The following is a 15682-nucleotide window of genomic DNA, read 5'->3' as shown; positions in this document are numbered from 1 at the left end:
TTATTTTGTTAGGAATTAAGACATGGTTGCGGTACGTGATTCTCATTTGACCAACCCAGAAGACTTTGATGCGAAGACTTGGACGTCTTCGCTAGCACTCACCTCGACAGAGCAAGATGAATTATTTGAGTTATATTCTCAACTAGCATTAAAAGAAGCCGCCGAATCCTGCGAGGATGAAGCTGATTTCCGTTTCCCGTTGCTTGCTTACGGGGTGGAAATGATCGAAATATTAATGACCATGGATATGGACATGGAGACCTTAAAGGTGGCCCTGTTATATCCATTTTTTGATGCCAAATTATATGATAATGACGAAATTGAAGCGTTATTTGGTAGCAAGTTATTACCCCTATTAGTTGCGGTTGTCGAAATGGATGCGATCCGTACACTGCAAGAAAAATCAAAAAAACCATCTGAAGCACAAATCGATAATTTACGCCGCATGTTAATGGCGATTGTGGACGATGTGCGTGCGATTGTGATCAAATTAGCAGAGCGTATTTGTCATCTTCGTCAGGTAAAAAATGCATCTGAAGAAGAACGCGTACTGGCAGCAAAAGAAATCGCAGATATCTACTCGCCGTTGGCTAACCGTTTAGGTATCGGTCAGCTTAAGTGGGAACTGGAAGATCTGTCATTCCGTTATTCTCACCCTGATACCTACAAACAAATTGCCAAGCTGTTACTTGAGCGTCGTCTCGATCGTGAAGAATTTATCGACCGCTTTGTTGCGCAAGTTAAAACGGGTGTTGAAGCGGCTGGCGGTAAAGTCGAAGTTTACGGTCGTCCCAAGCATATCTACAGTATCTGGAAAAAGATGCAGAAGAAAAACTTGGATTTCGCCGATCTCTATGACGTGCGCGCAGTGCGTGTGATCGCGGATGAATTACAGGATTGTTATGCCGCGTTGGGTGTGATCCATAATTTATTCCGTCCTATTCCCAGTGAATTTGATGATTATGTAGCAAATCCAAAAGCCAATGGTTATCAGTCTATCCATACTGTTGTCGTAGTAGGCGATGAAAGTAAAGCGGTTGAAGTACAGATCCGTACCAAGCAAATGCACGACGATGCTGAATTAGGCGTCGCTGCACATTGGCGTTACAAAGAAGGCGCTGATACCACCAAAAAAGGCAGCTACGAAGAGAAAATTGCTTGGTTACGTAAATTATTAGCATGGCAAGATGATATGGCAGAAAGCGGTAGCTTAGTTGATGAGTTACGCAGTCAGGTATTCGATGATCGTGTCTATGTGTTCACCCCAAAAGGGGATGTGGTTGATATGCCACAGGGTTCAACGCCGCTTGATTTTGCTTATTATGTACATAGCATGGTGGGTCATCGCTGTATTGGTGCCAAGATCAGCGGTCGTATTGTGCCGTTCACGTATGAATTGCAAACGGGCGATCAGATTGAGATCATCACTCAGAAAAATCCCAGCCCAAGTCGTGATTGGTTATTACCAAACTTAGGTTATGTAAAATCTGCGCGTGCCCGCGCTAAGATCAATACTTACTTTAAGCGTCTTGACCGCGATAAGAATGTCGCGGCAGGTAAAGATATGTTGGAAGGTGAGTTACACAAACTGGGCTTACACTTGTCCGATGCGAGTTGTGCGTTCGAACGTTTTAATGCCAATACTATCGATGATTTATTAGCCCAAGTGGGCAGTGGTGACGCACGTCTTAACCAAGTTATTAACCATATTAAAGTGTTGTTATTACAACCCAGTGCCGAAGAGGAAGATAAGCTTGCACTCGAGCTTGTTGACCAACAAGTCCTAAAATCGCAAAATCAGCCGAAGAAAAAACACAGCAAAGACCATATCGTGGTGGAAGGCATGGGTAACTTGATGACCCATATTGCTAACTGTTGTCAGCCTATCCCAGGCGATGACATTGTCGGTTATATCACCCAAGGCCGTGGTATTTCGATCCATCGCAATGGCTGTTTACAGTATGCCGATTTAAGTAACCGCCAACCGGAACGTATTATCGATGCGGTTTGGGGTGGTGATTTTAGTGGTGGTTACGGTGTTACGTTGGTGGTGCATGCCAGTGATCGCAGTGGCCTGTTACGTGATTTAACGACTATTTTTGCCAATGATCGTATTCACGTTGTGGGTATGAACACCCGTACTGATGCTAAGCAACAGACGGCGACACTCGAAATCAATATCGAGTTATATAATATTGATACCTTAACCCATTTAATTAACCGTATGAGCCAAGTGAAAGGTGTTATTTACGCGAGGCGTTTAAAATAAAGACGCAAGCCTTAGAGCGAGCACTTTGAAGTAGTTTAGGTATATAAAAGAGAGTAAATGCCAATATTTACTCTCTTTCGATTTTATTGAAATGTTCAATCGCTTATAGCAAAAAACTATTCTAACTCGGCATTATAAATATCTATTCGTTTAGAACTGACGACCCAGTCAATTTTTATCAATGTGTCATTCGACACACCTTTGATTTTCTTTATTTTTATCATTATATTCAACAATATGTCTGTGTGTTTAATTTATTTAGACTAACCTATTAATTGATCTTTATACGTTAGCTCCGCATGAAGTAATTAAATTCAAGGACGAATATTAATGAAACGAAAGACATTTTCAATTCGCTTTACCGTTGGTACCATGTTTGTAATTGCGACCCTCATTACAGGCTTGATAGCCGTGTCTTTACAATACCATTTCAGTAAAAAAATGGCGGTGGAACACACCATGCAAAGTTTATCTAAGGCATCTTCCGATTTATCCGCATATATACAAACCTTAGAACGAGATGCTTCTAATACGGTGCGCTTATTGGTTTCTATTAGCCATATTTTTGATATTCAATCGAATGAGCAAGACCTGCGTACTATTTTTGCTACTATTATGACCGAAAATAAATTATTTTACAGTATCTATATTGGCTCAGAAAATGAGAATTTTTATCAATTGATCAACCTTGAATCATCGCCAATTGTACGGGAAAAGATTGCTGCGAATAACGATGATCGCTGGGTTGTTATCAAGATAACGGGTGATCGGCAGAATCGAATACGTGAAACTTATTATTACGATAGTGAATTTATATTACGAGAGATGAATACGACCCAAAGTAACTATTTCCCAACCGAAAGGCCTTGGTATGAGGCTGCGAATACCGACACGGTATTTAAAACTAAACCCTATTTATTTCAACATTTAAAAATAACGGGTCAAACTTATTCACTTAAATTTAAAGATAACCATAATCATCAGCACAACCCAGCTCATAACAGCATCCTAGGTATTGATATTGTGCTGTCTTCTATCAGCCAAAAATTGTCGAATAATTCATTCGATTTTGATGATGCGAGTGAAATTGAGTCTTATCTATATACAAGATCGGGTGAAGTGATATCGTCAAGTCGCCAAGCGGCGAAGCACACTGTTATCCCCGAATCGGCTATGTTGGCGTTAACAGCGCTGCAGCGTAGCACGATCAGCAACACCGCTAAAATAAAGATTTCCAATCAAAATGACAAGGCGCCGTTGGATTTTTCTTTATCCGGAAAACCGCAAGGGTATGCTGTCGATATACTGCTGTTGATTGAGGACATGACGGGCATTGATTTTGAGTTTATTAATGGTTTTTCTTGGTTCGAGTTAATCGATAAGTATAACAATGGTTCTCTCGATGGATTGCATTCGTTACAGAAAAATCAGAATAATAAATATTCAGGTGTATATAGTGATCCTATTTATGATTTTAATTTTGCCTTAGTGACGCGTGCGAGTAATGCGGATATTGATAATTATGCCGAATTGACTGGACAGAAAGTGGCTATCTTATCGGGCTGGTCTATTATAGAAAAATTACGTCAAGATTTCCCTGACATTGAGTTGATTGAATTTGCGGATCTAAATGCAGCATTTAAGTCTGTTTCGGAGGGGGACACAGACGCATTACTGGATGTTAAACCGGTACTCATGTCGGGATTATCGCAATACTTCTATAAAAACCTTAAATTGCATAATGATATTGCCGATCTGGCCGAACAATTTTCTTCCGCGTTTTACATCTTGTTGAAAGCAGAGCATCACGGCCTTATTCCCATCATTAATGCTGCAATTGAAAATATTAGTGATGCCCAACGCGCTGCACTGGCGAGTAAATGGCTTGGGGATAACGTTATACACGACAATATGATGGTGCCTTATCAAGACTTAGTATCGCTAACGGGATCACAAGGTAATCATGATCAAATTCTTGAGCGTGTTATCGATGGGCAGGAAAGTTTAGTTTATATCAGTGCTGTTAAGGTTGGCTCTCAATCGGAAGAGTTCTTCGCGGTTGTCATCCCCAAAAAAGTGATTTACAAGAAGGTCAATGAGCAGCTAACAATCGCTATTTTAGTGACCGTTATGTTCATTTTATTGATGTTGCCTTTAGCTTGGTGGTTTGGCGCGCCCATTGTAAGACCGATCCGACAATTACGCGTTGAAACGAGAAAAGTACAAGAACGGCAGTATGGTGAAGTGCAATTAGTGGATACGCCAATAAAAGAAATCTGGGAGTTATCTGAAGCGATGCTGGAGATGTCCAAAGACTTACAACAATATGAAACTGCACAGGATGAATTCTTAGAAGCGTTTATTAAGCTTATTGCGCAAGCGATTGATGATAAATCGAAGTACACGGCTGGTCATTGTAATCGTGTGCCAGAGCTTGGCATGATGTTGGCTGATGTGGTTGAACAATGTGATTCCGCGTTATTTAAAGATTTTAAATTTGCCAACGCGGATGAGAAACGTGAATTTAGAATTGCAGCTTGGCTGCATGATTGTGGCAAGATCACGACCCCTGAATATATTGTCGATAAGGGCACTAAGTTAGAGGCAAATTACAACCGTATTCACGAAGTTAGAACGCGGTTTGAAGTGTTGTGGCGTGATGCTGAAATCGCCGCGTTAAAAAAACAAATCGTCTTACCAGCGCATAAAAGTACGATCGATGCTGAGCTTAAGGCCAAGCAGCAAAAACTGATCGATGATTTTGCGTTTATTGCGGCATCGAATGTTGGCGGCGAGTTTATGAGTGAGGATAAAATTGCCCGGGTGAAGGTTTTATCAGAACAAACATGGTTACGTCATTTCGATGATAATTTAGGCCTTTCTTCGGTTGAAGAACGGGTGAAAAAAGAGTCGTTGAATGCCCCATTACCGGTGATTGAAAAATTACTGACAGACAAAGCTGAGCATATTATTAAGCGAGATCGCAAAGTGGAGTTTGATCCTAAATTTGGTATTAAAATGGACGTGCCAGAGCATCAATATAACCTAGGTGAAGTCTATAATTTAACCATTAGTCGCGGTACGTTAACGGCGGAAGACAGATATAAGATCAACGAACACATGATTAGTACGATTAAGATGTTAGAAAACCTGCCATTTCCGCCAGAACTAAGTCGTGTCCCACGGTATGCTTCAACCCACCATGAAACATTAAACGGTACGGGTTACCCGCGTAAACTGACTGGCGATGATCTTTCTATTCCTGAGCGTATCTTGGTGATTGCGGATATATTCGAAGCGCTGACGGCGTCGGACCGTCCTTATAAGAAAGCCAAACCGGTCAGCGTTGCCGTGGATATCATGTATAAGATGGCCTTGGATCAACATTTAGATATCGCGTTATTTAGGCTGTTTTTACAAAGCGGCACCCATATTAAATATGCCCAAAAATATCTGCCGCCTGAACAACTCGATGAGATTGATTTAAGTAAATACCTGCAACCACAATCGTTCGATGAGGTCGATTTAAGTAAAAAAATGACGGCTTAATTGTCTCCTAACGCGCTATAAGTTCTCTGCAGATGACTTATAGCGCGTCATTAATCCAACTCTGTTCATTTAGTCCTTCCCCTCCAAACGTAATGCATATCATTATATACTCACTGATAAATCATTTAGTCTCAGTTTATGGCTGCATTTTAGCTAATGGGTCAAGATCTCGGGATTTTATTGAACAATTGAATTAATAGGATTTATTTTGAAAGAAAAGTACACGATTAATGATTTACGCCATATGGTTGAACAATTACGTGATCCAGATACAGGATGTCCTTGGAACCTACAGCAAAACTTTGCCTCGATAGCTAAATTTACGTTAGAAGAAGCATATGAAGTGATTGATAGCATTGAAAGTAATGACATTAAAGGTCTGGAAGGTGAAATTGGCGATCTGCTTTATCACGTACTCTATTATACCCAATTAGGACAGGAGCAAGCATTATTCAGCTTTGATGACGTTATTCAACAGCTTGCAGCAAAAATAATCCGGCGTCACCCATCTATTTTTGGTGAAATAAAACTACAATCTAAATCTGAAATTATAGTTGCATGGGAAAAACAAAAATCTCAAGAGCGCTTAAAAAATCATAAAAGCGCAGTTCCACACAGTGTATTAGACAACATTCCTAATGTCTTTCCGGCTCTAGTTCGCGCCGCGAAAATACAGCAGCGTGCCGCCACGGTGAACTTTGATTTTAATGGTTACAAGCAAGCATTATCAAAGGTTTACGAAGAGATTGACGAGGTCGTATCGGAAGCCGATGCGGCGGTCATTGATGATGACAAACTTGAAGAAGAGTTAGGTGATCTATTGTTCTCGGTGGTGAATGTGACGCGCCATCTAAAACACGATCCTGAGCAAGCACTTCGTAAGGCAAATGAAAAGTTTGAAAAAAGATTTAGGCAGGTAGAAGTACTTGCATTACAGAATGGTAAGTCACTAAGTGATTGTTCTATAAGTGAAATGGAATCACTATGGCAGAAAGTGAAATAAAATTACAACATATGATCTACCGCACAGTTATACAAAAACGGCAATGCTATACTTGTCAACATTGTGGGATGAGGGGGATTTGTTTATAATGTCGACCCTTCTGGTATATATTCAATAATACACATTAATCCCTAACAACTTCAGGTTATGTATGACAACTAAGTACGTTTTTGTTACTGGTGGGGTAGTATCCTCATTAGGTAAAGGTATTGCGGCAGCATCATTAGCAGCTATTTTAGAAGCACGTGGCTTAAAAGTCACAATGATGAAACTAGACCCTTACATTAACATTGATCCGGGTACAATGAGCCCGATTCAACATGGTGAAGTATTCGTAACGGACGATGGTGCTGAGACCGATCTAGATCTAGGTCATTATGAGCGCTTTATTCGTACTCACATGACTAAACGTAATAACTTTACGACGGGTAAAGTATATTCATCTGTGCTGGCCAAAGAGCGCCGTGGTGATTACTTAGGTGCAACCATTCAGGTTATTCCACATATTACTAATGAGATCAAAGAACGCGTTATTGCGGGCTGTGAAGGCTTTGATATTGCAGTAGTAGAAGTGGGCGGTACGGTAGGTGATATTGAATCACAACCGTTCCTAGAAGCATTACGTCAAATGGGTGTGCAACTGGGTCGTGATCACACCATGTTTATGCATCTAACATTAGTACCTTATTTAGCGGCTGCTGGTGAAGTTAAAACAAAACCAACACAGCATTCAGTGAAAGAGTTACGTTCAATTGGTATTCAGCCTGACATCCTAATTTGTCGTTCTGATCGTAATGTACCAGCGAACGAACGCGCTAAAATCTCGTTATTCTGTAACGTAGAAGAAAAAGCCGTGATCTCACTGAAAGATGTGGACAGTATTTATAAAATTCCGGCGCTATTAAAAGCACAAGGTTTAGATGAACTTGTGGTTAACCGTTTTGGTATCACTGCACCTGAAGCGGATCTCGCTGAATGGGAACAGGTTATTTTTGAAGAAGCGAATCCAACTGATGAAATCGTGATTGGTATGGTCGGTAAATATATCGAACTACCCGATGCTTATAAATCAGTAAACGAAGCACTTAAGCACGGTGGTCTGAAAAACCGTCTAAGTGTGAAGATCAAATACATCGACTCGCAAGATCTTGAAGTTCGAGGCACCGATATACTGAAAACAGTAGACGGTATTTTAGTACCAGGCGGTTTTGGTGAACGTGGTATTGAAGGCAAGATCCTTGCTGCACAATATGCACGTGAGAATAACGTACCTTACTTCGGTATCTGTCTTGGTATGCAAGTAGCGTTAATCGAATTTGCACGTAATGTTGTAGGCCTAGAAGGCGCTCATTCAACAGAATTTAACCCTGAGACTAAATTCCCGGTAGTTGGCTTAATTACCGAGTGGACTGATGATACGGGTAAGGTTGAAGAACGTACTGGTAGCTCAGATATGGGTGGTACTATGCGTTTAGGAGCACAACTGTGTCATCTGAAAGCGGGGAGTAAAGTAAGAGAAATGTACGGTAGTGCGACGATTAAAGAACGTCATCGTCACCGTTATGAAGTTAACAACAACCTTCTCGCTAAAATCGAAAAAGCAGGCCTTGAAGTAACGGGTTTATCTGCTGACAAGAAATTAGTCGAAATTATTGAGAATCCGAATCATCCTTGGTTTATTGCTGCGCAATTTCACCCGGAATTCACCTCAACACCACGTGATGGTCATGCATTATTTGAAGGGTTCATTAAGGCAGCTGGTGAAAATAAAAAATCATCAACTAGCTAATCAGAGATTTTAATATTAGTGCCGTGGTAACGCGGCATACTTAAATTTTTAATAGTTAAGGAAATAAAAATGTCTAAGATCGTTAAAATTATTGGTCGCGAAATCATGGATTCACGTGGTAATCCTACTGTTGAAGCTGAAGTTCACCTAGACGGTGGTTTCATCGGTATGGCACCTGCTCCATCTGGCGCTTCTACGGGTTCACGCGAAGCACTTGAATTACGTGATGGCGACAAAACGCGCTTTTTAGGTAAAGGTGTGCTTAAAGCTGTCGCTGCAATCAATGGCCCTATCGCTGAAGCGCTAATGGGAAAAGATGCAACTGATCAAGCTGCAATCGACCAAATCATGATCGATCTAGACGGCACTGAAAACAAAGCTCAATTCGGTGCTAACGCTATCCTTGCTGTGTCTTTGGCTAACGCTAAAGCGGCTGCATCTGCAAAAGGTTTACCACTATACGCTCACATTGCTGAGTTAAACGGTACGCCTGGTCAATACTCTATGCCTTTACCTATGATGAACATCATCAACGGTGGCGAGCACGCTGATAACAACATCGACATTCAAGAGTTCATGATCCAACCGGTTGGCGCTAAAACTTTTAGAGAAGCAGTACGTATCGGTGCTGAAGTATTCCACAACCTAGCTAAAGTACTTAAGTCTAAAGGTCTAAGCACTGCCGTTGGTGACGAAGGTGGTTTCGCGCCTAACCTAGAATCAAATGCTGCTGCACTCGCTGCAATTGAAGAAGCGGTTAAAGCAGCGGGTTATGAAATGGGTAAAGACGTTACACTGGCTATGGATTGTGCTGCTTCTGAGTTTTATAACAAAGAAGAAGGTATCTACGATCTTAAAGGCGAAGGTAAGAAATTTACTGCTGAAGAGTTCAACCATTATCTTGCTGGTCTTGTTGACCAATACCCAATCGTATCGATTGAAGATGGTCTAGATGAATCTGATTGGGCTGGTTTCAAACACCAGACTGAACTATTGGGTGACAAGATCCAATTAGTGGGTGATGATTTATTCGTTACGAACACTAAGATTTTGGCACGTGGTATTAAAGAAGGTATCACTAACTCAATCTTAATCAAATTTAACCAAATTGGTACACTAACAGAAACGTTAGCGGCAATTAAGATGGCGAAAGACGCAGGATTTACAGCTATAATCTCTCACCGTTCTGGTGAAACTGAAGATGCAACGATTGCTGATCTTGCTGTTGGTACATGTGCTGGCCAAATCAAAACAGGTTCTATGAGCCGTTCTGATCGTGTTGCTAAGTACAATCAACTAATCCGTATCGAAGAAGCGCTAGGTGATGCTGCTCCTTTCCACGGTCTTAAAGAGGTTAAGGGTCAAGCTTAATTTGCTTAACTGTTAATTCTGAATAGCATAAAAACCCGCTTTTAAGCGGGTTTTTTTATTTATACGCTAACCAATTCCTGCATTATATGTGACAATAACTGATTCATTTACGGGATGATTGTCATGCGCCTGCTTTATTTTGTATTAATCTTAATTCTAAGCTTATTGAGCTATCATTTTATTGTCGGTAATAATGGCGTGATGGACTACAAGCGTATCGAACGTGAAGTCAATATCCAGTACAGCAATAATCAAGTGTTAATCGAACGTAATACTGCGCTAAAAAACGAGATCTTAGATCTGCGTAATGGCTACGACGCGATTGAAGAACGTACCCGTAATGAACTGGGTATGATTAAAGAAGGTGAAACTTTCTACCGTATAATTAATGTTGATCACTAGGCTACTGAGATGACTGAACAATTTATTGCGGTGGTCCCAGCCGCTGGTGTAGGCGCTCGCATGGGCGCGAGTATTCCCAAACAATACTTAATGCTACAAGACAAAACGGTTATTGAACATACGCTAACTGCACTATTAAGCCACCCTCGTATTGCCCAAGTTGTGGTGGCACTCGGACCCGAAGATGGTTGGTTTGCCGACCTGACGATTGCCAATGACCCGGCTATTATCCGCGTTGATGGTGGTAAAGAGCGTGCTGATTCGGTATTAGCAGGATTGCAGGCCTGTCAGTCATATAACTGGGTGTTGGTACATGATGCTGCCCGCCCATGTTTAACTCATGCTGATATCGACAGTCTCATTGCTGGTGCGCTGGCATCTAAACATGGTGCTATTCTTGGATGTCAGGTTCGCGATACAATGAAGCGTACAAATGCACAAGGTAATATTATTACCACTGTCGATCGTGAGCTATTGTGGCATGCGTTAACGCCACAGATGTTTCCAGTGACGTTACTGACCAATGCGTTAACGACAGGCTTAGCAGACAAAGCCAATATCACCGATGAAGCATCCGCGATTGAGTTATTAGGGTTTACACCTAAGATGGTGATTGGTCGCGCGGATAATATTAAAATAACGCGTCCAGAAGACATGCCGTTAGCAACCCTGTTTTTACAGCAATTAACGCAGCGTTACTAACGAAAAATAAGAACGAAGAGCAATAAGGATGAGAGATAATGTTTAGAATTGGCCATGGTTTTGACGTACATAAATTTGGTAATGCTGGTCCGGTGATGATTAATGGTGTCGCGATCCCTTATGAACAAGGTTTTTTGGCGCATTCTGATGGTGATGTCGCTTTACATGCGATCTGCGATGCATTGCTTGGTGCTTTAGCACTTGGCGATATCGGTCACCACTTCCCTGATACATCTGCAGAGTTTGAAAATATCGACAGCCGTATTTTATTGCGTGACGTATTTAGTAAAGTAAAAGAACTCGGTTATCGCATTGGTAACTTAGACGTCACCATTATTGCCCAAGCGCCTAAGATTGCGCCGCATATTCAAGCGATGCGCGCCGTATTAAGTGCCGATCTTGAAACCGAATTATCAGCCGTAAATGTGAAAGCAACCACCACCGAAAAACTCGGCTTTACTGGCCGTAAAGAAGGCGTGGCATGCGAAGCTGTCGTGCTGTTAATGAAAAATACATAATAAGTGAAAATCAATTAATGCAAACTAATCCTAATGCGGAGAGATCAATGCTTCCTGAATTTGAATATCTATATGGCAAACCTAGCGTAACAGGTTTTATCAAGCAGGAAGCTGCCGACTTTGTGGTGATTGAAAACTTGGGTTTTGAATTAACCGGTGAAGGTGAACACATTTTCATCTCTATCCGTAAGATCGGTGAGAATACCCAATATGTTGCTCGGGCATTAGCCAAAGCGGCAGGTGTCTCCGGCAAGGATGTGAGTTATGCAGGGCTTAAAGACCGTCATGCCATCACGGAACAATGGTTTGGTATTCACATGGCGGGTAAAGAAACCCCTGATTTTTCTGTGATTGAAACCGCGCAAATTAAAGTATTAAAAATTGTTCGTCATAACAAAAAATTACGTACTGGTGCATTAAAAGGTAACCAATTTACATTAAAATTAACGGATCTAAGCAGTACCGATGGATTGGCCGAGCGTTTAGAGAAAATTAAAACCATCGGCGTGCCGAACTATTTCGGTGAACAGCGATTTGGTCAACACGGTAATAACATTGTGCGCGCACAAGCGATGTTTGCGGGTGAAAAAGTAAAAGATCGTAATAAGCGTAGTTTTTATATTTCAGCTGCACGCAGTTTGATATTCAACCAAGTTGTCAGTGAACGTATTAAACAAGATAAATGGCAAACTGCAATGTCAGGTGATTGCTTCATTTTACAGGGGTCTAATTCGTTCTTTGCGGAAGAAACCTTAACTGACGACATTATTGAGCGTGTTGCCCAAGGCGCGCTACAACTATCGGCCCCGTTAGTTGGCAAAGGTAACAGCAGTGCGATGAACGACGCATTGGCATTTGAAAACAGCGTTATTACGCAATATCCAGAATTGCTCGACGGCCTCATTGCCGCAGGTCTACGTCAGGAGCGTAAAGCGATAATATTGCGGCCACAAAACTTCAGTTATGAATTAGCTGAAGATAGCTTAACGGTGAGCTTCTATCTGCCATCAGGGTGTTTTGCGACAAGTATTGTACGTGAATTGATTGAAGAAAAAGTAGTGATTCGTCATTTTGACCAAGAACTTAAATCAGGAACCGTATGATCAAACTTGGTAATACTGGGGTGGCAGGGCAGCGTATAAAAGCGTTGCTTGAACAACAAGGCATTAGTGTGCCAAGTGTATTGACGGCCATACAAGATACGCCACGTGACTATTTTGTTGAGGAAGCGTTTGCATTGCAGGCATGGGGCAACCAGGCCTTGCCAATTGGTGCTGGGCAGACCATCTCACAGCCTTACATCGTTGCCAGAATGACGGAACTGTTAATGCAGACTAATCCACAACGGGTGCTGGAAATTGGGACTGGTTCGGGTTATCAAACGGCTATTTTAGCGCAGGTTTTTCCGCGTGTTTATTCGGTGGAACGGATCCAAGCATTACGGTGGCAAGCGAAACGTAGGTTAAAGAATCTTGACCTGCACAATGTCATGATGAAATACGGTGATGGTTGGCAAGGCTGGCCAAGCAAGGGGCCATTTGATGCGATTATAGTAACCGCTGCAGCTGCTGCGGTGCCACAAGCATTATTAACGCAGTTGACGGATGGTGGGCAACTTATTCTGCCATTGGGTGTCGAATCTCAAGTATTACAAGTTATTACCCGTAATGGCGATAACTATACCAGTCAAAATGTTGAACATGTACGCTTTGTGCCGTTAGTTCAAGGCGAATTAGCGTGAGTCTATTACCGGTATTAAATGCGCAGGAGAGCGGATCAGGGAGTCAGGTGTAGAGATGGTCAGTAAGAGATTATTAAGTCATGTACGCGCGTGCAATCTTTGGTACCGCATCGGGTGTTATTTACTGTTGGTACAGTTAGTTGGTTGTACGATTGCCAATCATAACCCCGCGCCTGTCACGAGTGTTCAAGGTTATAAAATTGAACTACGATCGCATATTAATACGCCAAGTTATCGTGTTAAAAAAGGTGAAACTTTGTATGCAATTGCCTGGCGAAGTAATCAAGATTTCAAATTTTTAGCAGCCTTAAATCAGATCCCAGATCCTTATCAAATTTACCCTGGTCAAGTATTAAAACTGAAAGGGAAAATCCCCGCGTCAGTTTATAAAAAACCGACACCGGTGAAAATAGCTAAAACAACCAATAGTAATGCCAATAAAAGTACCGCTAAAACCAGCATTAAAGCACCATTAAAACCATTAGTTAAACCGGCAACCATCACAACGGTTACTGCGAAAACAAGCGATAGACCGCCAACGAAAAGTAAACCGCCGGTGAACGCTAAGCCTGTGGTGAAAGTAGTGAAACCCAACGCGATGGTGAGTAATAATAAACTGAAATGGAGTTGGCCAGCTTCAGGAAAATTAATTCGCACTTATTCTACCAGTAAATCAGGACAGCAAGGTGTCAATATTGCCGGTTCATTGGGGCGAAATATCATCGCGTCAGAAAATGGTCGTGTGGTTTATTCCGGTAATGGTTTACGTGGTTATGGTAACTTGATCATCATCAAACATAACGATGATTACTTAAGTGCGTATGCCTACAACCAAAAGCTATTAGTCAAAGAACAACAATGGGTTAAGGCTGGTCAGAAAATCGCAACCATGGGTAATTCTGGCCCGAACTCAGGTGCTGAATTGTATTTTGAGATCCGTTATCGCGGTAAACCAGTTAACCCCATGCGCTATTTGCCTAAGCGTTAAGCTCGACTGAAATTAGTTTATTAGGCTAATCTTAATAAGCTATTTACTTCGGTCAGGAGGCAATACGTAATGAGCAAGATAACTGACGAAAATAAGTTAAACGTTGCAGAGTATAAAGTATCTGACAACGATAGAAAAGCACAGTCAGGGATGGAAATATTTGAAGATGAACACCTCATTCCTAACGATGCAAAAAGCTTAGATGCAACGCAGCTTTATCTTGGGGAAATTGGTTTTTCACCATTGTTGACCGCAGAAGAAGAAGTTTTTTATGCACGTCGTGCATTACGCGGTGATGCCAGTTCAAGAAAACGTATGATCGAAAGTAATCTGCGTTTAGTGGTTAAAATCGCGAGACGTTATAATAACCGCGGGTTGGCCCTATTAGACTTGATTGAAGAGGGTAACCTTGGTCTGATCCGTGCAGTAGAGAAATTTGATCCCGAACGTGGTTTTCGCTTCTCAACCTATGCGACATGGTGGATAAGGCAAACCATTGAACGTGCCATTATGAACCAAACCCGAACCATTCGCTTGCCCATCCATGTGGTTAAAGAACTCAATGTTTATCTTCGTGCTGCGCGTGAACTCGCCCATGAACTAGATCATGAACCCACCGCTGAAGATATTGCGGATAAATTAAATAAACCGGTTGCTGATGTCAGTAAAATGCTACGCTTGAATGAGCGGATAAGTTCGGTTGATACGCCTATTGGTGGTGATTCCGAAAAAGTATTATTAGACATTATATCGGATGAAAAAGGCGATGGACCGGCAAGCCGTACCCAAAATGATGATATTAAATTCAGTATCGTCCGCTGGCTTGAAGAACTGAATCCCAAACAAAGAGAAGTGCTGGCTAGGCGCTTTGGGTTGTTAGGTTATGATGCTTCAACGCTTGAAGATGTCGGGCGTGAAATAGGCTTAACCCGTGAGCGTGTTCGGCAAATCCAAGTCGAGGCATTGCGACGACTACGGGAGGTGCTCGCCCAGCAGGGCTTATCTGTTGAAGCGTTATTTAGGCTATAATATGCTGGGGAGTATAGTTATTGAGTAGTTAGTCATTAAATTTAAGCTAGTCTTAATGCTTAGTACTTCATTCAGCCGTTATGCTGATTTATTAAAATCAGTCTTACTATTCATGCGTTTCTAGTATTTTAGTAACCCTCTGCCTGCCATTGCTGATGATGCTAAGTTTATTGTATTGCTAACCGATATACATGGCTTATCGGGTTCAAGGCTAGAAAAAGAAACTATTTTTTACGCATCATTTAACACTGCATGTGCTGAACAAGCGGTTTATTTATCGCAGCTAGCTACCCGATTAAAACAGCACGAATTTGCTGATGT

At 41.7% G+C, this 15682-nt stretch carries 12 protein-coding genes; all 12 read left to right on the top strand.

Going from position 1 to position 15682, the window contains the following annotated elements; translation table 11 throughout:
• The first annotated feature begins 22 nt into the window (after positions 1-22).
• The 12 genes from relA (at position 23) to rpoS (ending at position 15361) form a co-directional block, all read left to right on the top strand.
• Positions 23-2269, top strand: a complete 2247-nt coding sequence (gene relA, locus MORIYA_RS11840; RefSeq protein WP_112715423.1) for a GTP diphosphokinase — start codon at positions 23-25, stop codon at positions 2267-2269.
• Between the two features lie 330 nt (positions 2270-2599).
• The gene (locus MORIYA_RS11835) at positions 2600-5818 is read left to right on the top strand and encodes an HD domain-containing phosphohydrolase (RefSeq protein WP_112715421.1); all 3219 of its coding nucleotides are present in this window, start codon (positions 2600-2602) and stop codon (positions 5816-5818) included.
• 208 nt (positions 5819-6026) lie between these two features.
• Positions 6027-6821 carry a nucleoside triphosphate pyrophosphohydrolase gene (gene mazG / locus MORIYA_RS11830; RefSeq protein ID WP_112715419.1) on the top strand — a complete coding sequence of 265 codons (795 nt, stop codon included), beginning with the start codon at positions 6027-6029 and terminating at the stop codon, positions 6819-6821.
• A 151-nt stretch (positions 6822-6972) separates the two neighbouring features.
• Positions 6973-8610 (top strand): CTP synthase, encoded by a 1638-nt coding sequence (locus MORIYA_RS11825; protein WP_112715417.1) that lies wholly within the window; start codon positions 6973-6975, stop codon positions 8608-8610.
• A 69-nt stretch (positions 8611-8679) separates the two neighbouring features.
• Entirely contained in the window at positions 8680-9981 is a 1302-nt protein-coding gene (eno, locus tag MORIYA_RS11820) for a phosphopyruvate hydratase (RefSeq protein ID WP_112715415.1), read from the top strand.
• 123 nt (positions 9982-10104) lie between these two features.
• Complete coding sequence (gene ftsB, locus MORIYA_RS11815) at positions 10105-10383, top strand: cell division protein FtsB (protein WP_112715413.1); 279 nt, start codon at positions 10105-10107, stop codon at positions 10381-10383.
• A 9-nt stretch (positions 10384-10392) separates the two neighbouring features.
• On the top strand, positions 10393-11085 hold the full coding sequence (gene ispD / locus MORIYA_RS11810; RefSeq protein WP_112715411.1) for a 2-C-methyl-D-erythritol 4-phosphate cytidylyltransferase: 693 nt from the start codon (positions 10393-10395) through the stop codon (positions 11083-11085).
• A 38-nt stretch (positions 11086-11123) separates the two neighbouring features.
• Positions 11124-11603 (top strand): 2-C-methyl-D-erythritol 2,4-cyclodiphosphate synthase, encoded by a 480-nt coding sequence (gene ispF, locus MORIYA_RS11805; RefSeq protein WP_006033766.1) that lies wholly within the window; start codon positions 11124-11126, stop codon positions 11601-11603.
• A 47-nt stretch (positions 11604-11650) separates the two neighbouring features.
• Positions 11651-12706 (top strand): tRNA pseudouridine(13) synthase TruD, encoded by a 1056-nt coding sequence (gene truD, locus MORIYA_RS11800; RefSeq protein ID WP_112718593.1) that lies wholly within the window; start codon positions 11651-11653, stop codon positions 12704-12706.
• The gene (locus tag MORIYA_RS11795; RefSeq protein WP_112715409.1) at positions 12703-13344 is read left to right on the top strand and encodes a protein-L-isoaspartate(D-aspartate) O-methyltransferase; all 642 of its coding nucleotides are present in this window, start codon (positions 12703-12705) and stop codon (positions 13342-13344) included. Before truD ends, MORIYA_RS11795 begins: the two co-directional genes overlap by 4 nt.
• Positions 13345-13399: 55 nt before the next feature.
• On the top strand, positions 13400-14332 hold the full coding sequence (locus MORIYA_RS11790; protein WP_112715408.1) for a peptidoglycan DD-metalloendopeptidase family protein: 933 nt from the start codon (positions 13400-13402) through the stop codon (positions 14330-14332).
• 69 nt (positions 14333-14401) lie between these two features.
• Positions 14402-15361: an RNA polymerase sigma factor RpoS gene (rpoS, locus tag MORIYA_RS11785; protein WP_112715406.1), complete on the top strand. Its 960-nt coding sequence runs from the start codon at positions 14402-14404 to the stop codon at positions 15359-15361.
• Positions 15362-15682 lie beyond the last annotated feature (321 nt).

Origin of the sequence: Moritella yayanosii, from assembly GCF_900465055.1 — a bacterium.
GTDB classification, from domain to species: domain Bacteria; phylum Pseudomonadota; class Gammaproteobacteria; order Enterobacterales; family Moritellaceae; genus Moritella; species Moritella yayanosii.
Note: the sequence above shows the minus strand (reverse complement) of the source record. Positions and strands in the feature narration are given on the sequence as shown.